Here is a 22,354-nt window from a genome sequence, read left to right on the forward strand (position 1 = left end):
CTGAAAGGTTTCCTCTCCGGGGACATCGCATGGCTTTGGCTAAGAGCATTATTGCGCAGATACGCAGGCTCGAGCGCGCGCTGAATCAGGCGCTGCTGCGTTTGCAGGCCCCCTCAGACGTTGAGGCCTTGCACGACGTACGCATCAACCTGCAGCGTATCAGAAGTCTGCTGCGACCATTACGCGGTATCCCCGGCGTAACTGGCCTCAGCAGCGCTGCTGCCGACTTGGGAAAAATCACTACGCCGATACGCGATCTGGAAGTGCTGATCGCCGAACTGGAACTGCATCAGTTGGCATGGCAGGCCAATACGCGCAAAACCGAGCTGTACCGCCGCAAACTCGCGCTGATGTCACACCCGTTGCTGACCCATTTTCCCACTCTGCTACATACCTGGCCAAAAATCTTTCACCGAACTCAACCCCGACACATCAAACGTCGTGTTGCCCTCCGCCTGCGCCTCCAGGTAAAACAGCTACGCCTGGCATTGGCCGACATACATTACGATCGGCACCAACTGCGCCTGCTGGTTAAGCGTCTGCGTTATGTTGCCGAAGCCTATTCTCAACTCTCCCTCATCACGCCTGAAACCGTCGCCAGCCTGAAAACGGCACAAAGCGCACTCGGAGATTGGCACGATCGTTTTGTCTGGTGCCAGCAGGCCGAAAACCAGCAAGATCTCTGGCCGCTGTTGCCGCAGTGGCAAATGGCGCTGGAGACGACGCGGGAGCAAGCAGAAAAGGCACTGCTTTCACTTTCGCGAACGCTGAGTGCCTAAAACCAGCGGCGTATCACGATACTGTCAAAAGAATGCAGAAACAGGGCACGGCGAGCGCCGAAAACATTCACTGCCCCGGAGGATAATAAGCTATGTTTTGTAAGGGTAATCGACATTCATCATAGGAAATCGTATGAAAAAACAACGTTTGGGCGTTGCCATGGCGGTTTTGGCAGCGGGCCTGTTACTGGCGGGCTGTTCGTCCAAAGTAACCAAAACGGATCAGTACTCGGGATTCCTGTCTGACTACAGCAAACTGCAGGAAACCACATCACCAAGCGGCCACAAAACGCTGCGCTGGATCGACCCAAGCTACAAAGAGTCCAACTACCGCGGCCTGTATTTTGAGCCAGTAGTCTATTTCCCTGCTGAAAAACCGACGACGCGCGTTAGCCAAGATACGCTGAATAAAATAAAGGCTTACGCTTCTCAGCGGATTAAAACCGCGCTTCAAGATCGCTTTACCGTACTCAATAGTCCGGCCGGATCACGCGTGCTGGTGGCTAAACTCGCCATCACCGCAGTGTCTGCAGAAAACGAAGATATGAAATTCTATGAGGTGGTACCGGTCGCGGCTGTGGTTGCCAGCACCATGGCGGCCAGCGGTCACAGAACCCAAAACACCACGCTGTATATCGAAGGTGAATTGATCGATCAGGACACCGGCAAAACGGTGCTGGAAGTCGCTCGTAAAGCCTATGGTAAAACCGTCAGCAACGACAGCTCACCGGTAACAGCGGAAGACGTCAAAGCAGCGATCGACGACATGGTTAAAGACATCACCAACTTCCCTAAACAGGGTTAACCCTGCGAAGAAACAAATCAGGGGAGCCAAAGCTCCCCCGATTTTATTCGTCAACTCACCGGATTAAATCCCGTCACCGTATTCAAAGCCGTGATTGGTACCGTTGAAGTACTGGTCCATATCCATCGACGGCGTATCGCTTTCTGGCCGGCCGACGAGGCGTGCAGGCACGCCCGCGGCGGTCGTATGCGCAGGTACAGACTGCAGCACCACCGAGCCAGCACCGATTTTAGCGCCTTTACCCACTTCGATATTGCCGAGAATTTTAGCCCCGGCGCCAATCATTACGCCCTCACGGATCTTCGGATGGCGATCGCCGCTGGTCTTTCCGGTACCACCAAGGGTAACCGACTGCAGAATAGACACGTTATTTTCTACTACGGCAGTTTCACCGATCACGATACCAGTAGCGTGGTCAAGCATAATGCCGCAGCCAATCGTGGCCGCCGGGTGGATGTCCACGCCGAAAGCGACCGAAATCTGATTCTGCAGATATATCGCCAATGCCTGCCGCCCCTGCAGCCACAGCCAGTGGCCGATACGGTAGGCCTGCAGCGCATGAAAACCTTTCAGGTACAGCAGCGGCGTTGAATATTTATCTACCGCCGGGTCTCGCAGGCGCACGGCCAGGATGTCACGGGCGGCCGAAGCGATCATTTGCTGGTCGGCTAAGTAGGCGTCTTCCACCACTTCACGCACCGCAATGGCCGGCATAATGGGATTTGCCAGCTTGTTTGCCAGAATATAGCTGAGCGCACCGCCCAGGTTATCGTGCTTGAGCAACGTCGCATGATAAAAGCTAGCCAGCATCGGTTCACACTCAGCCAGCTCTCTCGCCTCTGATTTAATGCTATTCCAGACCTGCTCTAACTCTTCTGACGACATCAGGTTCCTCTCCGCCTTGCAAAACAGGCTACCTCATCGCATAGCAATCAGGCAGCCCAATTCAGTTGCCGGGGTCAGCATGCCGCCCCGCATTCTATTTTATAGGTCAAGCGTTGTGTTTTTCGTCTTTTCTGGTCCGCCCCAACAGGCTTAGCGCGGCCTCGCGGGCATCTTTATGGCAGTACAGCACCTGGTAAATCTGTTCGGTAATCGGCATTTCAACGCCGTGCCGCTGCGCCAACGCCAATACCTCTTTGGTATTGCGATAGCCTTCGACCACCTGACCTATACTGTCCTGCGCTTCCTGCACGCCTTTTCCCTGCCCCAGCATAATACCGAAGCGGCGGTTGCGCGATTGGTTATCGGTGCAGGTTAACACCAGATCGCCCAGCCCTGCCATGCCCATGAAGGTCGAAGGATCGGCACCCAGAGCAGAGCCAAGGCGTGTCATTTCCGTCAAGCCGCGGGTAATCAATGCGGTACGGGCATTGGCACCAAACCCGATACCGTCTGACATCCCAGCGCCAATGGCAATCACGTTTTTCACCGCCCCGCCCAACTGCACGCCGATAAAATCGGGGTTGCTGTAGACGCGGAAACTTTTGCCGCAGTGCAGCAACTGCTGCAAGTCATCGGCGAACTGCGCATCGGTAGAGGCCAACGCAATGGCGGTAGGCAGCCCGGCGGCCAGCTCTTTGGCGAACGTCGGTCCGGAGACCACCGCCAGCGGAATGGCTTCGCCCAGTGCTTCGCGCGCCACGTCCTGCAACAGCCGACCAGTTTCTGCCTCCAGCCCTTTGGTTGCCCAAACGATACGGGCATCCGGCCGCAAATGCGGTTTCAACTGGCGTAGCACATCACCGAATACATGGCTTGGCACCACCACCAACACGTCGCGACTAGCCGCCAGCGCACGGGCCAAATCGGCTTCAAGCAACAGCGTATCGGGGAAGGTGACGTCGGGAAGAAAGGCCTGATTGCAGCGATCGTGCTGCATTTTTTGAATCTGCTCGGGGTTATGGCCCCAGAGCACCACGGAGTGGCCGTTACGCGCCAGCGTAATAGCTAATGCGGTGCCGTACGAGCCGGCACCGATCACTGTCATTGAAGCATTGACGCTGTTCATCAGGCATCCTGATGTGGTGCGGCACCTTCGCCTTCCGCCTGCTGCTGCAGATAGTTCATGAACAGCGCGTCAAAGTTAACCGGTGCCAGGTTCAGCTGCGGGAATGTACCGCGAGAAACCAGGCTGGTGATGCACTCACGCGCATACGGGAACAGAATGTTCGGGCAGTATGCGCCCAGGCAATGCGCCAGCTGCGTGCCGTCGATGCCCGCTACGGAGAAGATGCCCGCCTGCTGCACTTCACACAGGAACGCAGTTTCTTCGCCCAGAGACGCCGTCACGGTTACGCGCAGTACAACCTCATACACTTCGTCAGCCAACTGGCTGGAAGCGGTATCTAGATCCAGTTTAACTTCTGGCTGCCATTCCTGCTGGAAAACCTGCGGCGCTTTTGGCGCTTCGAAAGAGATATCCTTGGTGTAAATACGCTGAATCTGGAAAGCCATCTCTGTGCTGTTTTGTTCTGACATGTGTGTAATACCCTTGGTTAAACGTCCTTATTGACACTCAGTAACCGGTAGCGGCCCGCTTAAAGCAGCGGATCCAGACCACCACGAGCATCGAGTTCATATAAATCATCGCAGCCGCCGATATGTTGGCCATCGATGAAAATCTGAGGCACGGTGGTGCGCCCACTGCGCGCAATCATCGCTTCGCGTTTTTCATTATCGCCATCGATGGCGATTTCGTTAAACGCGGCGCCCTTGCTGTTCAGCAGCGCTTTAGCGCGATGGCAGAACGGGCAGGTCGCTTTGGTGTAGATATCAATGTTAGCCATGGATTACCACCTCAACTACGTTAAACAATTACTTACCGCGCACTAACGGCAGGTTTTCCCCGCTCCAGCCGGCAATCCCGTCCTTCAGCGTAGTGACGTTTTCAAAGCCCGCCTTGTGCAGGTTTTCTGCCGGCTCACGTGAAGTCGTGCCGTTGGCACACACCACGATGATTGGCTGAGCCTTGTGTTTTTCCAGCTCGCCCAGGCTGCCGCTTTTGATTTCGCTGGCGGTCAGGTTAATGGCGTTGGCCAGGTGGCCTCTGCGGAAATCATCACGGCTGCGGGTATCCACCACAACGGCATCTTCTTTATTAATCAGTCGGGTGGCTTCACCACGGGTGATCTCTTTCACCTTGGAGAAACTGCTCTTGAAGGTCATGACGATCACCGCAACCAGCAGGGCGATCCAGGCCAGGCTCAGTATGGGATGCTTGCTAACGAATTGCATAATTTCTTGCAGCATGAGGTGTAACAACTCCCGTCAGTTTAAGGAAAAAATAACTCAAGGTTCCAGAGTATACCTGCCGAGTGCAGCAAATACAGCCAATAAGCAAGTGCTAGTGCAGAAACTGCGGGCTACGCTGAGAAATTCTCTGCGCCACAGCCTAAAAGCCGCCCTTGTTGACCGCAACTTTGATCTCTCTGGGCTCTTTTTAACCGTCGGCGTTGTAAAATCGGCCGGTTTTTAGGGTGAATAGCCATCACTCCGGCATCGGGCAGATGGCTATTCACAACTTAAAATTCATAATGAGGTTAATGCAATGTCGAGCAACAAAAAACCGATGGTACTGGTGATCCTGGACGGCTACGGCCACCGTGAGGAGCAACAGGACAACGCCATTGTGAACGCCAAAACGCCGGTGATGGATCGCCTGTGGCAACAACAGCCGCATACTCTTATCGCCGCATCCGGGCTGGATGTTGGCCTGCCTGACGGTCAGATGGGCAACTCGGAAGTCGGGCACGTCAATCTGGGGGCCGGGCGCATCGTTTATCAGGATCTGACCCGGTTGGATAAAGAAATCAAAGAAGGCGATTTCTTCGCTAACCCAACGCTGACGGCGGCGGTCGATAAGGCCGTGCAGGCCGGCAAAGCAGTGCATATCATGGGGTTGCTGTCGCCGGGCGGCGTGCACAGCCACGAAGACCATATTCTGGCCATGATTGAACTGGCCGCGCAACGCGGTGCAAAAGCCGTTTATCTGCATGCCTTCCTCGACGGTCGCGATACCCCGCCACGCAGTGCTGAACCCTCCTTGCAACGCTTTAGCGATACCTTTGCCAGCCTCGGCTGCGGGCGTATCGCATCGCTGATCGGCCGTTACTACGCCATGGACCGCGACAACCGCTGGGATCGCGTTCAACTGGCTTATGATTTACTGACCCAGGCCAAGGGCGACTTTGTCGCCGACAACGCCGTTGCTGCCCTGCAGGCCGCTTACCAGCGCGGCGAGAACGACGAGTTCGTCAAGCCGACCGTTCTCCAGACTGCCGGGGAGGCCACGGCCGAACTGCACGACGGTGACGCACTGATTTTCATGAACTTCCGCGCCGATCGCGCACGCCAGATCGTTCGTGCCTTCGTGAAGGCGGATTTCGACGGTTTCCCACGCGCCAAAGTCATCAACTTTGGTGATTTCGTGATGCTGACCGAATACGCGGCCGACATCAAAGTTCCCTGCGCCTATCCGCCGGCATCGTTGAACAACACCTTCGGCGAATGGTTAATGAAGCACGACAAAACCCAGCTGCGCATTTCGGAAACCGAAAAATACGCCCACGTCACCTTCTTCTATAATGGCGGCGTTGAAGAGCCGTTTGCCGGGGAAGAACGTGTGCTGATCAACTCACCGAAGGTCGCGACCTACGATCTGCAGCCAGAAATGAGCGCCGCCGAACTGACCGACAAACTGCTGACCGCCATTAACAGCGGCAAGTACGACGCCATCATCTGCAACTATCCAAATGGCGATATGGTGGGTCATACCGGGGTTTACGACGCGGCAGTGAAAGCGGTGGAAACGCTGGACGGCTGCATCGCCCAGGTCGTCGAAGCGGTGAAAGCCGTCGACGGGCAACTGCTGATCACCGCCGACCACGGTAATGCCGAGCAAATGCGCGATCCGGCGACCGGTCAGGCGCACACCGCCCACACCAGCCTCCCGGTACCGCTGATTTACATCGGCAAGCCTGCCCGCGCAGTCAACGGCGGCAAGCTTTCGGACATCGCGCCGACCATGCTGACGCTGATGGGAATGGAAATCCCGCAAGAGATGACTGGTAAGCCGCTGTTCATCGTGGAATAATCCTTCCCTATGAGGGAAAAGGCGTTTTTTGCACTATCAAGGGTAACCCGAAGCGCAAACCCAGGCAGCCAGCCGCTGCCTGAACGCACCGCGCCAAGGAAGTTAACCACCCTGTGCGCCAGCGTATTTTACGCTGGCGTCTTGTTGTTGCCGTTAGCCAGCCAGGCGGCGGAAGACAATAAATCCCAGCTCAAAGACATCCAGCAAAGCATCGCCGAGAAAGAAAAGGCGGTTAAGCAGCAGCAGCAACAGCGCAGCTCATTGCAGGATCAGCTTAAGCAGCAAGAAAAAACCATCGCGCAGGCCAGCCGCCTGCTGCGTGACACCCAAAGCACATTGAGCCAACTGGGGAAAGATATCTCCGGCCTGAATGCCTCAATCGCCAAGCTACAAAAGCAGCAATCCACCCAGCAGGAAATCCTCGCCAAACAGCTCGATGCCGCCTTCCGCCAGGGCCAGCACAGCGCCGTGCAATTGATCCTCAGCGGTGAAGAGAGCCAGCGTAGCGAGCGTATTTTGGCTTACTTCGGCTACCTGAACGACGCGCGTCAGCAAACCATTGAAGAACTGAAGCAAACCCGCGCCGAGCTGGCAAAGCAAAAAACCACGCTGGTGGCCAAGCAGGGCCAACAGAAATCGCTGCTAGGGGAACAACAAACGCAGCAGCAGAAGCTGGAGCAGGCACGCGGTGCACGTAAGAAAACGCTGACCGCGCTGGAAGCCTCGCTGGAAAAAGATCAGCAGCGTCTGGTGGAACTGCGCCAGAACGAAACCCGCATGCGCGACAAGATTGCCCGGGCCGAACGAGAAGCCCGTGCCCGAGCGGAACGCGAAGCGCGTGAGGCCGCCAAGGTTCGCGAGCAGGTTCGCGTCAAAGAACAGCAGGCGAAGAAAACCGGCACTAGCTATAAGCCAAGCGAAGCCGACCGCTCATTGATGGCCCGTACCGGCGGCCTTGGCAGACCGAATGGGCAGGCAATATGGCCGGTCCGCGGCCGCACGTTGCATGGTTTCGGTGAACAGCTGCAAGGTGAACTACGCTGGAAAGGCATGGTGATCTCCGCCGCCGAAGGCAGCGAAGTGAAAGCTATCGCCGACGGTCGCGTGCTGCTGGCCGACTGGCTGCAGGGCTATGGCCTGGTTGTCGTCATCGAACACGGTAAGGGTGACATGAGCCTGTACGGCTACAACCAAAGTGCACTGGTTAACGTCGGGGCACAGGTGCGCGCCGGCCAACCGATAGCCCTGGTAGGCACCAGCGGAGGCCAGGGAACGCCGTCGCTCTATTTCGAAATTCGTCGCCAGGGTCAGGCCGTTAACCCACTACCGTGGTTGGGAAGATAGATTTGCGCTATAACAAAATCCGTACTGCCGTCTTGATTGGCTGTCTGCTGCAGGTCTGCGCCGCACAGGCAGGGAAACTCTCCATCGTCATCGATGACGTGGGCTATCGCCCGCACGAAGAAGGTGCGGTGCTGCAAATGCCGACGGCCATCTCCGTTGCAGTGCTGCCCAACGCCCCCCATGCCCGCTTAATGGCCACCCGCGCCCACAGTCAGGGCCGGGAAGTACTGATCCATATGCCGATGGCGCCGCTCAGTAAGCAACCGCTGGAGCGTGACACGCTACAGCCTTCCATGAGCAGCGAAGAGATCCAGCGCATTATCCGCAATGCGGTCAATAATGTGCCCTATGCGGTGGGTATGAATAACCACATGGGCAGCGCCATGACCTCCAGCTTGCCCGGTATGCAGAAAGTCATGCAGGCGCTCGACAGCTATCAGCTCTATTTCCTCGACAGCATGACCATCGGCAACAGCCAGGCCACCCGAGCGGCGGCCGGCACCCATGTGAAGGTGATCAAGCGTAAGGTGTTCCTGGACGATACGGCCAGCGAAGCCGATATTCGCCGCCAGTTCAACCGGGCGGTCGAATTGGCACGGCGCAACGGTTCCGCTATTGCCATTGGCCACCCACGGCCGGCGACGGTGAAAGTGCTGCAGCAAATGCTGCCTACGCTGCCAAGCGACATCGTGCTGGTGAAACCCAGCTCGCTGCTGAACGAACCACAGGGCGGCGGTAGTGGCGGCAGCTATGTTCCACCACCGGTCAAACCGCAGAAACCGCAGCCGAAGAACCCGTTCAATGGCGGGATCAAGCAGTGTAAGGTCAAGTTGCCGAAGGAAAAAGTCAACGCGGGCAAGGTCATGAGTGTGATCGGCGAAAGCGTGACCCAGTCGCCGGCCGTGACCTTCATTAAACGTCAGTGGCAACGCTGGACGGACTCAACGCCAGACAAACCTAAAGCATAAAATCAGGGCCGGAATTCCGGCCCTTTTTACTGTTAATCCCAGCTCAAAATCACTTTCCCGGATTGGCCGGAACGCATGGCATCAAAGCCCTGCTGGAATTGGTCGATCGAGAAACGGTGAGTAATGATAGGCGTCAGATCCAAACCAGACTGAATCAGCGCCGCCATCTTATACCAGGTTTCAAACATCTCACGACCGTAAATCCCTTTGATAAACAGCCCTTTGAAGATCACCTGATTCCAGTCGATCGACATATCCGACGGTGGAATACCCAGCATGGCAATACGCCCACCGTGGTTCATCGCATTGAGCAACGAACGAAACGCCGGTGGCGCACCGGACATTTCCAGCCCAACGTCAAAGCCTTCGGTCATCCCCAACTCGGCCATCACGTCGTTCAGGTTTTCTTTGCTGACGTTCACCGCACGGGTCACGCCCATTTTACGCGCCAGATCCAAACGGTACTCGTTAACGTCGGTAATCACCACGTGGCGAGCGCCAACGTGCTTACATACCGCTGCGGCCATGATGCCAATCGGGCCGGCGCCGGAAACCAGCACGTCTTCGCCCACCAAATCAAACGACAGCGCGGTGTGCACCGCATTGCCGAACGGGTCGAAGATTGACGCCAGTTCATCGGAGATATTATCCGGGATCTTGAAGGCATTGAACGCCGGGATCACCAGATACTCAGCAAACGACCCTGGACGGTTCACGCCCACACCGGTGGTGTTGCGACACAGGTGCGTGCGGCCACCCCGGCAGTTGCGGCAATGGCCGCAGGTGATATGGCCTTCGCCTGAAACGCGGTCGCCGACGTTGAACCCTTTGACTTCCTGGCCGATGGCAACCACTTCACCCACGTATTCGTGGCCGACGACCATAGGCACCGGGATGGTTTTCTGTGACCATTCATCCCAGTTATAGATATGAACATCGGTACCGCAGATCGCGGTTTTACGGATTTTAATCATGATGTCGTTATGACCCAGCTCCGGCTGAGGCACATCGGTCATCCAAATCCCTTCTTCCGCTTTCAGTTTTGACAATGCTTTCATGGTTTTACCTTATGCAATAACGCCAAGATCTTTACCGATACGAATGAACGCCGCAACAGCACGCTCAATTTGCTCCGGGGTATGATCGGCAGACATCTGGGTACGGATGCGTGCCTGGCCTTTCGGCACCACCGGATAGAAGAAACCTGTTACATAGATGCCTTCCTTGAGCAACGCATTGGCGAATTCCTGCGCCAGTTTTGCTTCACCCAACATCACCGGGATGATGGCGTGATCGGCCCCGGCCAGCTCAAAGCCCGCCGCGGTCATTTTTTCACGGAACAGGCTCGCATTGGCCCACAGGCGATCGCGCAGTGCATCGCCCTCTTCCAGCAATTCCAATACTTTGATCGACGCGGCGACAATCGCCGGCGCCAGCGAGTTGGAGAACAGATAAGGGCGCGACCGCTGACGCAACCACTCCACAACCTCTTTCTTCGCCGCGGTATAGCCGCCGGAAGCGCCGCCCAACGCCTTGCCCAAGGTACCGGTAATGATGTCGACGCGCCCCATCACTTCGCAATACTCGTGGGTGCCACGCCCGTTGGCGCCAACGAAACCAACCGCGTGGGAGTCATCCACCATCACCAACGCCTGATATTGGTCCGCCAGATCGCACACGCCTTTCAGATTGGCGATCACGCCGTCCATTGAGAACACGCCGTCGGTGGCGATCATGATGTGCCGTGCGCCATCAGCCTTGGCCTGCTTCAGCTGTGCGGCCAATTCAGTCATATCGTTGTTGGCGTAGCGATAGCGCTTCGCCTTGCACAAGCGGACACCGTCGATGATCGAAGCATGGTTCAACGCATCAGAGATAATGGCGTCTTCCGGACCCAGCAGGGTTTCGAACAGACCACCGTTGGCGTCAAAACAAGAGGAATACAGGATGGCGTCTTCCATCCCGAGGAAATCGGCCAGCTTTTTTTCCAGCTGTTTATGGCTATCCTGGGTGCCACAAATAAAGCGCACCGACGCCATGCCGAAACCGTGGCTGTCCATACCGGCCTTGGCCGCCGCGATCATCGCCGGGTGGTTAGCCAGGCCCAGGTAGTTGTTGGCGCAGAAATTGATCACATGGCTACCGTCGGCTACGGCGATATCAGCCTGCTGAGCGGTAGTAATAATGCGCTCTTCTTTGAACAATCCCTCGCTACGGGTGGTCTCAAGTTGTTGTTCCAACTGCTGATAAAAAGACGCGGACATTCGGTTATCTCCAGGATTGGGCTGTTTTCAACATATTTTACTGATTTGTAACCAAACTGACGAGAATCAGCGGGAGAGAATATGAAAATTGCAGCAGATATCACGGCAAAGTACTGCAGTGCTCGACATCACGGGATATTCAGAGCCCGTCCGATGTTTGCAGCGGCATGAAATGCTATTATAAGCGGCATTGAGCGTGGGACACCGTGTCCCACCGGGCAGAATAACAGGGGTAACCCAATGATTATCGTCACTGGTGGCGCCGGCATGATCGGCAGCAATATCATTAAAGCGCTGAATGACACAGGGTATCGCGATATCCTGGTGGTAGATAACCTGAAAGACGGCACCAAATTCGCCAATCTGGTCGATCTCGACATCGCCGACTATATCGACAAAGAAGATTTCATCGCCAATATCGTGGCCGGTGACGATCTGGGTGAAATCGACGCGGTTTTCCACGAAGGTGCCTGCTCGTCCACCACCGAGTGGGACGGCAAGTACATGATGGACAACAACTATCAGTACTCTAAAGATCTGCTGCACTACTGCCTGGATCGCGAAATTCCGTTCCTGTACGCCTCTTCTGCAGCCACCTACGGCGGTCGTGAAGAGTTTATCGAAGAGCGCCAGTTTGAAGAGCCGCTGAACGTTTACGGCTACTCGAAATTCCTGTTCGACCAGTACGTACGTGAAATTCTGCCTGAGGCAGACTCACAGATCTGCGGCTTCCGTTACTTCAACGTCTACGGCCCGCGCGAAGGCCACAAGGGCAGCATGGCCAGCGTGGCATTCCACCTGAACAGCCAGATCAACCGCGGCGAGAACCCGAAACTGTTCGACGGCAGCCAAAACTTCAAGCGTGACTTCATCTACGTCGGCGACGTAGCGGCAGTGAACCTGTGGTTCTGGAAAAGCGGCGTCTCCGGCATCTTCAACTGCGGCACCGGCCGTGCGGAAACCTTCCAGGCGGTGGCCGACGCGGTAGTCGACTTCCATCAGAAAGGCGCAGTGGAAAACATCCCGTTCCCGGAAAAACTCAAAGGCCGTTATCAGGCGTTTACCCAGGCCGACCTGACCAAGCTGCGTGCCGCCGGCTATGACGCACCGTTCAAAACGGTCGCCGAAGGCGTGAAAGAGTACATGGCCTGGTTGAACCGCACCGCCTAAGCTGAAGGAACAAACGTAGGGTATGAAAATACTGGTTATCGGCCCTTCATGGGTTGGCGATATGATGATGTCGCAAAGTCTCTACCGCACCCTGAAGGCCGAGCACCCGACGGCAGAAATTGATGTGATGGCGCCGGCCTGGTGCCGTCCATTGCTGGCGCGTATGCCGGAGGTCAACCAGGCCCTGTCGATGCCGTTAGGCCACGGCGCGTTGGCACTCGGTGAGCGTCGACGTCTCGGGCATGCCCTGCGCGCTAACGGATACGATCGCGCTTATGTGCTGCCGAACTCCTTCAAATCTGCGCTGGTGCCCTTCTTTGCCCAGGTGCCACGGCGCGTTGGTTGGCGCGGGGAAATGCGCTATGGCCTGCTGAATGATATTCGCGTACTGGACAAGGCCGCCTTCCCGCTGATGGTGCAGCGTTATGTCGCGCTAGCCTATGACAAGCAACGCATTCAACGCGCAGAAGATCTGCCGCAGCCGCTACTGTGGCCGCAACTGCAGGTCAGCGACGAAGAGATTGCCGAAACTACCGCCGCCTTCAACCTGACCGATCATCGGCCGATCATCGGCTTTTGCCCCGGCGCCGAGTTCGGTCCGGCCAAACGCTGGCCGCATTATCACTATGCCGCTCTGGCACAGAAGCTGATCGATCAGGGTTATCAAATCGCCCTGTTCGGTTCCGCCAAGGATAATGAGGCGGGCGAACAGATCCGTGCTGCGCTGGATGATGACGCCCGCGGCTTTTGCATGAACCTGGCTGGGGAAACTCAGCTGGAGCAAGCGGTGATCCTGTTGGCCTCCTGTTCGGCCGTGGTCAGTAACGACTCAGGTTTGATGCACGTTGCGGCGGCGTTGAATAAACCGCTGATAGCCTTGTACGGCCCGAGCAGCCCGGACTTCACGCCGCCGCTGTCCGACAAGGCCAAAGTGATCCGCTTAATTAGTGGTTACCATAAGATACGCAAAGGCGATGCCGATCAGGGTTACCATCAAAGCCTGATCGATATTCAGCCACAGCAGGTGTTGGACGCGCTGACGCCGTTACTTGCCGCCAGCGAGGAATAAGCATGCAGGTGTTGATTGTAAAAACCTCTTCCATGGGAGATGTGCTCCACACGCTACCTGCGCTCACCGACGCCATGCAGGCCATTCCCGGTATTCGCTTTGATTGGGTGGTTGAGGAAAGCTTCAGCCAAATCCCCACCTGGCATCCGGCGGTGGACCGCGTGATCCCAGTGGCGATTCGCCGCTGGCGCAAAAACTGGTTTGGCAGTGAAACTCGCCAGCAACGCTGCGACTTTAAACGCGTGGTGCAGGAGCGAAATTACGACGCGGTGATCGACGCCCAGGGGCTAATCAAAAGCGCCGCGCTGATCACTCGCATCGCCAAAGGTAGCAAACACGGTCAGGACAGCAAAAGCGCCCGTGAGCCCTTCGCCAGCTGGTTCTACAACCACCGCTACGATATCGACAAACAGCAACATGCCGTTGAGCGTACGCGCGAGCTGTTTGCCAAAAGCCTGGGCTATGAAAAACCCGACAGCGTCGGCGATTACGCCATTGCGGCCCGCTTTCTCAGCCATCTGCCGGCCGATGCTGGCCAGTATCTGGTGTTTTTGCATGCTACCACCCGCGATGAGAAGCACTGGCCGGAAACACACTGGCGCGATCTGATCGCGTTAACTGAGCCAACCGGTTTGAAGATCAAACTACCGTGGGGCGCAGAGCACGAGCGTCAACGCGCACTGCGTCTGGCGGAAGGTTTCCCGCACGTCGAGGTTTTACCCAAGCTCAGTCTGCAGCAGGTGGCCGAAGTGCTGGCCGGTGCGAAATGCGTGGTCTCGGTTGATACCGGCCTTAGCCACCTGACCGCCGCGCTAGACAGGCCGAATATCACGCTGTTTGGTCCCACCGATCCAGGATTGATCGGTGGTTACGGTCAGAATCAACATTCTCTGATTTCCCCAGAAAAAAGCATGGCGACGCTCTCCGCCGGTTCAGTCTGGGCCGAGTTGCAAAAGGTTATTGGATGAAAAAGCTGCACGTTATCAATTTAGGGAAGATGGGTGGCGTCGAACGCCTGTTCCTGCAGTATATCAACGACACTACCGACGGCAGTAACGAGGTGATTTGCATCAGTAGCGAGGTCGGTGAAGAGATCCGCCGGCAAATGCCTGACCAAAAAGTTACCTTTGCCAACCGGCTGGTGAACGCTTTGCCACTGCGCTGCCCGCAGTTTTTACGCAAATACCTGCTGAAAAGTAAAATCGAAAAGGCCAATGCCGACGTGGTCATCGTTTGGGATCTGGTACCCGGTCTGGCCGCCAAACCGAAACGCGGTAAGCTGGTTTACTACGATCACGGTTGTTCATGGCGCTACCCGAAGAATCACAAAACCTTGCGTTTTCTCGCCATGCTGGACGGGGTGATATCGGCTTCATTTGCCTCAAAACGGGTGATGGAACTGCGCTTTAATTTGCCCTGTCCGAATCACGTGGTGATCAACCGACTGAAAACGCCCTCCGGTATCAGCGATAGCCTGAAACCACTCAGCAAGCCGATCAGAATAGGCACCGCCTCTCGCCTGGTCAGCCTGAAAGGCATCAGCGTGTCGTTACTGATGATGCAGGAACTGCTGCGCCGCGGGCATGATGTCACTCTGGAAATTGCAGGCAAGGGACCCGACAGGGCAGAATTTGAAGCCTTGGCGGAAAAGCTCGAGCTGGGCGACCGGGTCATCTTCAGCGGTTTTCAGGATAACGTCGCGGATTTCTTCAACCGCACACATATCTATATGAGTACGCCGATCACCGAACCCTTCGGCTTATCCTGTATGGAAGCGTTGTATTTCGGCGTGCCGGTCATATTCCCGCAGGTCGATGGTCAGCCAGAGGTGATCAAAGATGGGCACTGCGGTATTGGCTTGCTCCCCTCGGTAACGATTGAAGAACATCAACGGCTAACGGGTATCAAGGTGGATTTCCCTCACGATGTCTATGATCCGCTCAGCGATACCTTGGTCATGCCGAAACTGCTGTCACATCTTGAGTGCGCAGATGCAGTGGAAAAGCTGATAGTGCCGGAAACATATCAAAGTATGAGTCAAAATGCGCAGCGTTACCCGGTTGAACATTTCAGCTACGCTATGTTCAAAACAGAATTTGACGACGCGCTGAAATCATTTACTGCTTAACATTAATGCGAGCCGGAAACCCAGCCCCATGCAACTACTCAAAGAAACCACACCGCACCCTGTCTTCAGTTATCTGATCTATTTGGGATGCGCTATCGCGTTTTGTACTATCCCCTTCGGTTCCGACACCGGGCGCAATCTTTTTTATGTCGCCAGCTATATCTCATTTATCGCCGTGTGTTTAAACCTGAAGTATTACTTTAAAAACAAAAAAAACCTTATCGTACCCGTTCTGTTTTTCTGCGTAGGCATGGGGAGCATTTTCTGGTTGCAGCACTTTAAACAACCGGGCGATTACATCAATATTTACCGCTCATACATGTCGACCGGCAAGTTGCAGATCGCCACCGCCTTTATTCTGCTGATTGCGTTAAATGAACGCCTTTGCATGCAACGCGCCTTTATTGTTATTGCGTTGGTGACGGGTATTGCGGTCAACGGTTATTCCCTTTATCAGGGCTTGTGGCTGGATATTGGCCGCGTAGAGATTAACTTCGATCGCGCTACCGTTGCCGCCTATTTGATTACCGCCATCAATCTGGTCATGCTGCAGGCAATTCTGATGCTGCGAACGAAATACCGCATTCCGCTCTATATCATCGGCTTTCTGGTCACCTTATCCACGCTGGTGCTGACCGGCACCCGGGCGGCGATGCTGGTCTACCCGGTCGCGGTAGGCCTGTCGATACTGGCGACGAAAAACCTGATTTCCCATAAGCACAAAATCCTGCTGATAGCTTCAGTACCTTTATTGTTGGTCGCCTGCGGGTTCATCTTTAAACCACAAATTGAACAGCGTATTGCCGATTTTAAAACCAACATGCAGCAAGCGAATAATCCAGAAATCGACAATTCCATTATGTCACGCCTTACGATGCAAATAATCGGGGTGCGTACCGGAAACCTGGCCCCGTTGGGACAATCGGCAGAACAGCGCGGAGAGGAAATCAAAGCTATAGTTGCCAAGCAGCCCGAACTGTATGGCGTAATGCCTTATATCAATGTTCATATGCACAATGAGCTGCTGGAAACCTACTCGCTCAAAGGCGTCTGGGGGGCCCTGTTTTTACTGGCGCTGTACATCGGCTTATTTGTTTCCTCATTAAAGCCTCACCGCAATGCACTGTTGCTGGGTGTGACCTTCAGCCTGTTTGTTTATGGGCTCAGTGACGTCATATTCTTTAGCACTGAAGGTACGGCGATTTTTTGCCTGGCGATCGTTGCCAGCGTGCTTTCAGTGAAAAAAACGTCGGTCGCTCAGGATTAACCTCATGAACTCATCGCCGCCTCTGCTCAGCGTTATCGTGCCATTTTACAACAACGAAAATTTCGTCGTTGCCAGCCTGAGCTCGCTGTTTAACCAGATCGGCGATGATATCGAGGTGGTCATCATTGATGACGGCTCGACCGACAATTCCGCCTCGCTGGTGCGCCAACTGTTAGCCGAACGCCGGCATCCCCAGGTGGTCTTTATTTCGCAAGAAAATAGCGGTATCGCCCACGCCCGCAACGTCGGCTTGCAGCTGGCTACCGGGCGCTATGTCACCTTCCTCGACGGCGACGACTTGCTGAGCAGCGACTATCTGGCCATTCTGCGGCCATTGCTGCTGGCAAACGAAGACGACCTGATCGATTTTAATTATCAGAAGTTTGCTGACAGTCCGCCGGTACAGCCTGTTGGCACCGCGATCCGCAGCAGCACTTATGACTTTGCTGGCCAAGGCCTGGCCTGTCTCACCCCGTTATTTTCCCACTCAATGTGGCACCTGTGGAGCCGTGTCTATCGACGCTCATTGTTGGAAGGTGACCGATTCGAAGACGGTCGACGCTATGAAGATGTCATTTTCACGCCTTTTCAATATTTCAAAACGCGCAAAATTACTCATCTCGACCACGTGCTCTATTTCTATCGAGATAACAGTCAGGGGATCACCCGCAATATCAAATCCAAGGATATTGAGGACATGCTTTTTGCGACGGGGAAAATGTTGAGTTTTGTCGAACAGCACCGAGATGACGAGCCACTGCGCCAACTGGCGGCTCTGATGCTCGGGAACTGTTTTTCAGAAATCAGAGCGATGTCGAAAGCGCTGTACGGTTACTATCACTATGAACCGGAAACACTACGTACCTTCAAACGCCTGGCTGAAGTCTGCAGCAACAGCGGCGTACCGCGAAAAAAGATCCGGCAAATGCGGTACGCACGAGTGGACACCTGGCTGTCAAAAATGCGCTGGCAACTGAAAAAGCGCTAACTCACTCTTTATTCAGCGATAAATGATCCACCACTTCAGCGTAAATACGCTGTGGTTGGATCACGCCCATCGGGCTTTCAGCCTCCAGCGGCATAGTATAGCCGGTACGGGAAACCTGAATGATCCGATGCAGCTCCGGATCCTGAATCGGTCCGGTAGAACGCGAATCCGCGGTGACAAACAGGCTGATGGTTTTTACCTTCAGCGCCACGGCTAAATGCAGTGGGCCGGTATCGCCGGTAACCAACACATGGAAGCTGTCGATCAGCGTCAGCAACGTCTGCAGCCCCGTTTTACCGATGCGGTTGTCTACACACTCCCGGGTTTGAGGGCTAACCTGGCTCAGAAACTGCTGCGCTTTCCCTTCGTCGAAAGGCCCGCCAATCAGTACGATGCGCACATTGGCATGCTTGGCCACCAGCTCATCGGCCAACCGAGCAAAATGCGATACCGGCCAACAGCGCGATTCGGTAGACGCGCCCAACTGAAAGCCTATCGTACAGTGCTCGCTGCTTTTGACGCCCGGTTGATACGGCGCGGGAATTTCCATGGTGGGATCGTCGCTGCGGCAACCCAAAATGGAAATCAGCTCCAACTTGCGGCGAATAAAATGGCCGTAGTAATGGAAGATATAGTTGGTCAACCAAGGTTCCAGCCCACAAATTCCGGAGCTGTAGTTATCCCGGATAATGTATTTAGCCCCGGATAAGACGGCGCTGATAATGTCGTACGGCAGATGTGAGTGCAGGATCAGCGCCAAATCCGGCTGATGTTCGCGCAGCGATTTCAACAGCGGACGTAGACTTTTGATTTTGCTGTCCCAATACACCACGCGATCGTAGTAGCGGCCGTTTTCCACCAGCTCCTGATTCTTCTTGTGAACCACCAGAGTAATATGCGCGTTCGGATAGCGTTCACGCATCGCCCGCAGCGCAGGCGTGTTAAACATAAAGTCGCCCAACGCCGTCGTGGAATAGATGACGATATTGTCAAATTGAAGCCGACTGTCGAAAGTCGCCTTATCCTGGAAACGGCCGGACTTTGCGGTATAACGTCGCAAAAACCAATCCGCGACCTTAATTTTCCATTTTTTCGACATCTCAGTTCACTTTAAGTTGATAATACTCGGCCAGCGTCATGCCAACCGTACGCTGCTGCAGCCAGGCGAACAGCTGCTCTAAATCACGGTACAACACTTCAATATCCTGTTCGGTCTTAAAGGTTGGGCTGCCACCCGGCATAAACTCGGAAGAGTGGAGCATAAATTCCACGTAATCATGCCCCTGCGCCAAACAGCGCTCAGCCACAAGCTTCATTTTTTCCAGGTTTCCGCCGCTTGGGCGCAGCCAGTTGACCGACGGCGAACGTTGTTTGCCACGCAGCCGATCGTAACCCTGCTTCAGCGTATTCATCAGCGCAGAATGTTTATATTGAGTGCTCATCGGCACTTCCAGCAGCGATGAGGAACCCGCTCTGGCGATATTTTCCGGATCGATAAAATAGGCTTGCGATGGGAAATGGCGATAGTCAGTGCCGCCGTTACCCTGCGGGTTGCCCGGTGAGTACTGCCAGTTAACGCGCGGCGTAACCGAGCAATCCACCTGATAACCATACTCCAGCAGCAAGGCGGCATAGTATTCGTTAAACGCCCAACGCCCGGCGCGATGGCTGAGCATTTTTGTCTGGAAGCTGTCTTCCAACAGTTTGGTCATGTGATCGACCTTGGCGCGGATTTGCTCGGCCGGGTATTCGATCAGATAGGGTTTGTGTCGCCAGTCATCTTCGGTCAACGGCGTCAGCGGCGGGCTGTTCCAGGCATGCAGATGCATTCCCACTTCGCCGGTGCCGCGGGCAATCACATCGCGAGCGAACTCGACATATTCTGCATCCATCGCCATTTCATAGTTGGTGAGGTACACCGGCTTAAAGCCATATTTCTCACACAGCGCCTGAAAGCGCGGCAAAAAGCGCGTGTTATCGGTCGAAATGCGATCGTGGTTTTGCCACAGATTGTCGCCTTCGGTATCAATGGTGATGAGAAATGCCGGTTTGGTCATAAATATCGGGCCTGATATCAACAGAATGCATTATGTTACGCAGGGCGTTTCGCCAGGGCAAACGACTTTAGTGCCTGGTTTTGACAACGTTGAAGGCATTTTGTCACTTCCCAAGGCGATTTTTTCTCTTCACGGCAAGAAAACCGTGCAACAGTAGCCACATGCGATCGGGTCATTTAGAATCAAAGATTGGTTTCCCTGAAAGCGACTCATGATGAACGACGCGCCAGCCCTTGCTCCTGATACCTCGATACAGCGTATTTTGATCGTTAAACTTCGCCACCACGGCGACATGTTGCTGATCACGCCGGTCATCAATACCCTGCAGCAAAACTACCCGCAGGCGCAGATCGACGTACTGCTGTATAAAGAAACCCAGGAAATGCTGGTCAGCCATCTGGCCTTGTCGAACGTCTTCGTGATCGATCGTCAATGGAAAAAACAGGGTACGAAAGCGCACCTGAGTCATGAACTGAATCTGATCCGACAGCTTAAGGCCCGGCATTACGATCTGGTGGTCAACCTGGCCGATCAGTGGCGCAGCGCTATTCTCGCCCGGCTGACCGGTGCACGTATCCGGCTGGGGTTCGATTTCCCCAAGCGTCAGGGCTTCTTATGGCGGCACTGCCACACGCATTTGGTACCGGTCAGCGATCATGCCCGGTTGCACACCGTTGAACAAAACCTGTCGCTGTTACAGCCGCTTGGCCTGCCAGGCGTCAGTCAGCAGGTCACCATGAGCTATCCATCGCAGGACTGGCAAGCCTGCGAGCAACTGTTGCAGCAACAGGGCATTACCGGCGATTACATTGTGGTGCAACCCACTTCCCGCTGGTTCTTCAAATGCTGGAGCGAAGAAAAAATGGCCGCCACCATCAGCGCGTTGCAGGCCGACGGTCACTCATTGGTGATCACCTCTGGCCCGGATCCAAAAGAACGCGAAATGGTGGCGCGCATTCTGGCGCTCTGTCCGCCACAGGGCGTAGTGTCCCTGGCTGGGCAACTGACGCTGCGGCAACTGGCCGCCCTGATCGACCACGCAAAACTGTTTATCGGCGTAGATTCGGTGCCTATGCACATGGCCGCCGCGCTGCAGACCCCTTGCGTCGCGCTGTTTGGCCCTTCCAAGCTGGTGTTCTGGCGTCCATGGCAGGTCATTGGCCATGTGATATGGGCCGGTGATTATGGCACCTTGCCCGATCCAGACGCCATTGATACCGGCACCGATGAACGTTATCTGGACCTTATTCCTACAGACGCGGTGATTGCAGCCGCGCGGAGCACGCTGGCATGAAAGCATTTCGTTTGGCGATCGTTCGCCAAAAATACCGCCCGGACGGTGGAGCTGAGCGTTTCGTCTCACGCGCCCTGGAGGCGCTGGAACAGCAGGACCTGGATCTTAACGTCATCACCCGCGAATGGCAGGGTGATGCCAACCCGAACTGGCACATTCACCTGTGCAATCCGCTGAAATTTGGCCGCATCAGCCGTGAACGCGGCTTTGCCGACGCGGCCAGAGCCCTGTGGCAAAAGGAACGCTTCGATTTGGTGCAAAGCCATGAGCGCATTCCGGGCTGCGATATTTATCGCGCCGGCGATGGCGTGCATCGCCGCTGGTTATTGCAGCGGGCGCGCCTGCTGCCGGAATGGCGCCGCAAGTGGCTGTTCTCCAACCGCTACCACCGCTACGTTATGTGTGCGGAACGGGCGATGTACGCCGCTCCGGAGCTGAAAGCGGTCATCTGCAACGCCGAAATGATTAAACAGGAAATCATCGATGATTTCGGCGTTCCCGCCGATAAAATTACGGTGATCTACAACGCCATTGATAATCAAAAATTTCTGCCCGCCAATGCCGAACAGCGACAGCAGCTACGTCAGCAATACCAGATCCCGCAACAGGCGCACTGCCTGATTTTTGTCGGCTCAGGTTTTGAACGCAAAGGGCTGGCCGCCGCCATTCGCGCCGTCGCAGCCACCGACAGCTATCTGCTGGTGGTAGGCAAGGATAAGGCCGAAAAACGCTATCAGGCGCTGGCGCAGTCGCTCGGTTGCAGCGAACGGGTGCGGTTTATGGGAGTGCAGAAACAAACGCTGCCCTTCTACCAGGCCGCCGATGCGCTGTTATTACCGACGTTGTACGACCCGTTCCCCAATGTGATTCTGGAAGCCATGTCCTGTGGCCTTCCGGTGATCACCAGCACCACCTGTGGCGGTGCCGAGTTTATCACTCAGGGGCAAAATGGGTTTGTGACCGATGCCCTCGACGTACCGGCGCTGATCGAGGCGATCACCGCGTTGCCACGTCAGGCTCAGGGTTCCACCATGGGTGAAGCCGCAAGATTACGTATCATGTCGGCTACCCCGGCACACCTGTCGGAACAGCTGATATCCCTTTATAACCGGCTGCTGGATTAACT

The 22,354-nt window shown here is 55.3% G+C and carries 22 protein-coding genes; 13 read left to right on the plus strand and 9 right to left on the minus strand.

The genetic code is table 11. From position 1 onward, the window contains the following. Window positions 1-29 precede the first annotated feature (29 nt). Window positions 30-779: a CHAD domain-containing protein gene (locus M2407_RS24690; protein WP_259220105.1), complete on the plus strand. Its 750-nt coding sequence runs from the start codon at window positions 30-32 to the stop codon at window positions 777-779. 133 nt (window positions 780-912) lie between these two features. Continuing rightward, the gene (locus M2407_RS24695) at window positions 913-1,584 is read left to right on the plus strand and encodes a DUF3313 domain-containing protein (protein ID WP_020837576.1); all 672 of its coding nucleotides are present in this window, start codon (window positions 913-915) and stop codon (window positions 1,582-1,584) included. Window positions 1,585-1,647: 63 nt separating this feature from the next. Here the strand turns inward: M2407_RS24695 and cysE are convergent, their stop codons facing one another. The 5 genes from cysE to M2407_RS24720 form a co-directional block, all read right to left on the minus strand. After that, window positions 1,648-2,469, minus strand: coding sequence for a serine O-acetyltransferase (cysE, locus tag M2407_RS24700; protein WP_046374883.1), 822 nt, complete (start codon window positions 2,467-2,469; stop codon window positions 1,648-1,650). Between the two features lie 106 nt (window positions 2,470-2,575). Continuing rightward, on the minus strand, window positions 2,576-3,595 hold the full coding sequence (gene gpsA / locus M2407_RS24705; RefSeq protein WP_020837578.1) for an NAD(P)H-dependent glycerol-3-phosphate dehydrogenase: 1,020 nt from the start codon (window positions 3,593-3,595) through the stop codon (window positions 2,576-2,578). Continuing rightward, a complete protein-coding gene (secB, locus tag M2407_RS24710) occupies window positions 3,595-4,065 on the minus strand; it encodes a protein-export chaperone SecB (protein ID WP_020837579.1) in 471 nt (156 codons plus the stop codon). Before secB ends, gpsA begins: the two co-directional genes overlap by 1 nt. 59 nt (window positions 4,066-4,124) lie before the next feature. Next, window positions 4,125-4,373 (minus strand): glutaredoxin 3, encoded by a 249-nt coding sequence (gene grxC, locus M2407_RS24715; protein WP_012147490.1) that lies wholly within the window; start codon window positions 4,371-4,373, stop codon window positions 4,125-4,127. A gap of 28 nt (window positions 4,374-4,401) precedes the next feature. After that, complete coding sequence (locus M2407_RS24720) at window positions 4,402-4,836, minus strand: rhodanese-like domain-containing protein (RefSeq protein WP_020837580.1); 435 nt, start codon at window positions 4,834-4,836, stop codon at window positions 4,402-4,404. 298 nt (window positions 4,837-5,134) lie between these two features. Between M2407_RS24720 and gpmM the strand changes: the two genes are divergently transcribed. The 3 genes from gpmM to M2407_RS24735 are packed head-to-tail and all read left to right on the plus strand — an operon-like array spanning window position 5,135 to window position 8,991. Further along, window positions 5,135-6,679 (plus strand): 2,3-bisphosphoglycerate-independent phosphoglycerate mutase, encoded by a 1,545-nt coding sequence (gene gpmM, locus M2407_RS24725; protein ID WP_259220107.1) that lies wholly within the window; start codon window positions 5,135-5,137, stop codon window positions 6,677-6,679. 9 nt (window positions 6,680-6,688) lie between these two features. Then, a complete protein-coding gene (envC, locus tag M2407_RS24730) occupies window positions 6,689-8,023 on the plus strand; it encodes a murein hydrolase activator EnvC (RefSeq protein WP_041415109.1) in 1,335 nt (444 codons plus the stop codon). 2 nt (window positions 8,024-8,025) lie between these two features. Beyond that, window positions 8,026-8,991, plus strand: a complete 966-nt coding sequence (locus tag M2407_RS24735) for a divergent polysaccharide deacetylase family protein (RefSeq protein WP_115060818.1) — start codon at window positions 8,026-8,028, stop codon at window positions 8,989-8,991. A 32-nt stretch (window positions 8,992-9,023) separates the two neighbouring features. Here M2407_RS24735 and tdh read toward each other — a convergent pair whose 3' ends face one another. Continuing rightward, a complete protein-coding gene (tdh, locus tag M2407_RS24740; protein ID WP_044554904.1) occupies window positions 9,024-10,049 on the minus strand; it encodes an L-threonine 3-dehydrogenase in 1,026 nt (341 codons plus the stop codon). Between the two features lie 9 nt (window positions 10,050-10,058). Further along, the gene (kbl, locus tag M2407_RS24745) at window positions 10,059-11,255 is read right to left on the minus strand and encodes a glycine C-acetyltransferase (RefSeq protein WP_046374879.1); all 1,197 of its coding nucleotides are present in this window, start codon (window positions 11,253-11,255) and stop codon (window positions 10,059-10,061) included. Window positions 11,256-11,495: 240 nt separating this feature from the next. Between kbl and rfaD the strand changes: the two genes are divergently transcribed. Genes rfaD through M2407_RS24775 form a run of 6 tightly spaced genes read left to right on the plus strand, consistent with a single transcriptional unit; the run spans window position 11,496 to window position 17,877 of the window. Then, entirely contained in the window at window positions 11,496-12,425 is a 930-nt protein-coding gene (gene rfaD, locus M2407_RS24750) for an ADP-glyceromanno-heptose 6-epimerase (protein WP_020837590.1), read from the plus strand. Between the two features lie 22 nt (window positions 12,426-12,447). After that, on the plus strand, window positions 12,448-13,494 hold the full coding sequence (gene rfaF / locus M2407_RS24755) for an ADP-heptose--LPS heptosyltransferase RfaF (RefSeq protein WP_020837591.1): 1,047 nt from the start codon (window positions 12,448-12,450) through the stop codon (window positions 13,492-13,494). A 2-nt stretch (window positions 13,495-13,496) separates the two neighbouring features. Next, complete coding sequence (rfaC, locus tag M2407_RS24760; protein ID WP_020837592.1) at window positions 13,497-14,462, plus strand: lipopolysaccharide heptosyltransferase RfaC; 966 nt, start codon at window positions 13,497-13,499, stop codon at window positions 14,460-14,462. Continuing rightward, window positions 14,459-15,622: a glycosyltransferase gene (locus M2407_RS24765; RefSeq protein ID WP_130016863.1), complete on the plus strand. Its 1,164-nt coding sequence runs from the start codon at window positions 14,459-14,461 to the stop codon at window positions 15,620-15,622. The genes rfaC and M2407_RS24765 overlap by 4 nt, the downstream gene beginning before the upstream one ends. 28 nt (window positions 15,623-15,650) lie before the next feature. After that, on the plus strand, window positions 15,651-16,889 hold the full coding sequence (locus M2407_RS24770) for an O-antigen ligase (protein WP_122080462.1): 1,239 nt from the start codon (window positions 15,651-15,653) through the stop codon (window positions 16,887-16,889). A 4-nt stretch (window positions 16,890-16,893) separates the two neighbouring features. Next, entirely contained in the window at window positions 16,894-17,877 is a 984-nt protein-coding gene (locus M2407_RS24775; protein WP_259220108.1) for a glycosyltransferase, read from the plus strand. Window position 17,878: 1 nt separating this feature from the next. Here M2407_RS24775 and M2407_RS24780 read toward each other — a convergent pair whose 3' ends face one another. After that, on the minus strand, window positions 17,879-18,976 hold the full coding sequence (locus M2407_RS24780; protein ID WP_142816212.1) for a glycosyltransferase family 9 protein: 1,098 nt from the start codon (window positions 18,974-18,976) through the stop codon (window positions 17,879-17,881). Between the two features lies 1 nt (window position 18,977). Next, window positions 18,978-19,934: a polysaccharide deacetylase family protein gene (locus tag M2407_RS24785; protein WP_217331902.1), complete on the minus strand. Its 957-nt coding sequence runs from the start codon at window positions 19,932-19,934 to the stop codon at window positions 18,978-18,980. 211 nt (window positions 19,935-20,145) lie between these two features. Between M2407_RS24785 and rfaQ the strand changes: the two genes are divergently transcribed. Then, a complete protein-coding gene (gene rfaQ, locus M2407_RS24790) occupies window positions 20,146-21,228 on the plus strand; it encodes a putative lipopolysaccharide heptosyltransferase III (protein WP_198640244.1) in 1,083 nt (360 codons plus the stop codon). Further along, complete coding sequence (locus M2407_RS24795; RefSeq protein WP_122080467.1) at window positions 21,225-22,352, plus strand: glycosyltransferase family 4 protein; 1,128 nt, start codon at window positions 21,225-21,227, stop codon at window positions 22,350-22,352. Before rfaQ ends, M2407_RS24795 begins: the two co-directional genes overlap by 4 nt. Window positions 22,353-22,354 lie beyond the last annotated feature (2 nt).

Source organism: Serratia sp. BIGb0234 (assembly GCF_024809915.1).
GTDB classification, from domain to species: domain Bacteria; phylum Pseudomonadota; class Gammaproteobacteria; order Enterobacterales; family Enterobacteriaceae; genus Serratia; species Serratia liquefaciens.

Excerpts from the sequence above, each read along its gene's own strand:
- M2407_RS24690 (WP_259220105.1), top strand. The coding sequence starts at position 30 with ATGGCTTTGGCTAAGAGCATTATTGCGCAGATACGCAGGCTCGAGCGC.
- M2407_RS24695 (WP_020837576.1), top strand. The coding sequence starts at position 913 with ATGAAAAAACAACGTTTGGGCGTTGCCATGGCGGTTTTGGCAGCGGGC.
- cysE (WP_046374883.1), bottom strand. The coding sequence starts at position 2,469 with ATGTCGTCAGAAGAGTTAGAGCAGGTCTGGAATAGCATTAAATCAGAG.
- gpsA (WP_020837578.1), bottom strand. The coding sequence starts at position 3,595 with ATGAACAGCGTCAATGCTTCAATGACAGTGATCGGTGCCGGCTCGTAC.
- secB (WP_020837579.1), bottom strand. The coding sequence starts at position 4,065 with ATGTCAGAACAAAACAGCACAGAGATGGCTTTCCAGATTCAGCGTATT.
- grxC (WP_012147490.1), bottom strand. The coding sequence starts at position 4,373 with ATGGCTAACATTGATATCTACACCAAAGCGACCTGCCCGTTCTGCCAT.
- M2407_RS24720 (WP_020837580.1), bottom strand. The coding sequence starts at position 4,836 with ATGCTGCAAGAAATTATGCAATTCGTTAGCAAGCATCCCATACTGAGC.
- gpmM (WP_259220107.1), top strand. The coding sequence starts at position 5,135 with ATGTCGAGCAACAAAAAACCGATGGTACTGGTGATCCTGGACGGCTAC.
- envC (WP_041415109.1), top strand. The coding sequence starts at position 6,689 with ATGAGGGAAAAGGCGTTTTTTGCACTATCAAGGGTAACCCGAAGCGCA.
- tdh (WP_044554904.1), bottom strand. The coding sequence starts at position 10,049 with ATGAAAGCATTGTCAAAACTGAAAGCGGAAGAAGGGATTTGGATGACC.
- kbl (WP_046374879.1), bottom strand. The coding sequence starts at position 11,255 with ATGTCCGCGTCTTTTTATCAGCAGTTGGAACAACAACTTGAGACCACC.
- rfaD (WP_020837590.1), top strand. The coding sequence starts at position 11,496 with ATGATTATCGTCACTGGTGGCGCCGGCATGATCGGCAGCAATATCATT.
- rfaF (WP_020837591.1), top strand. The coding sequence starts at position 12,448 with ATGAAAATACTGGTTATCGGCCCTTCATGGGTTGGCGATATGATGATG.
- rfaC (WP_020837592.1), top strand. The coding sequence starts at position 13,497 with ATGCAGGTGTTGATTGTAAAAACCTCTTCCATGGGAGATGTGCTCCAC.
- M2407_RS24765 (WP_130016863.1), top strand. The coding sequence starts at position 14,459 with ATGAAAAAGCTGCACGTTATCAATTTAGGGAAGATGGGTGGCGTCGAA.
- M2407_RS24770 (WP_122080462.1), top strand. The coding sequence starts at position 15,651 with ATGCAACTACTCAAAGAAACCACACCGCACCCTGTCTTCAGTTATCTG.
- M2407_RS24775 (WP_259220108.1), top strand. The coding sequence starts at position 16,894 with ATGAACTCATCGCCGCCTCTGCTCAGCGTTATCGTGCCATTTTACAAC.
- M2407_RS24780 (WP_142816212.1), bottom strand. The coding sequence starts at position 18,976 with ATGTCGAAAAAATGGAAAATTAAGGTCGCGGATTGGTTTTTGCGACGT.
- M2407_RS24785 (WP_217331902.1), bottom strand. The coding sequence starts at position 19,934 with ATGACCAAACCGGCATTTCTCATCACCATTGATACCGAAGGCGACAAT.
- rfaQ (WP_198640244.1), top strand. The coding sequence starts at position 20,146 with ATGATGAACGACGCGCCAGCCCTTGCTCCTGATACCTCGATACAGCGT.
- M2407_RS24795 (WP_122080467.1), top strand. The coding sequence starts at position 21,225 with ATGAAAGCATTTCGTTTGGCGATCGTTCGCCAAAAATACCGCCCGGAC.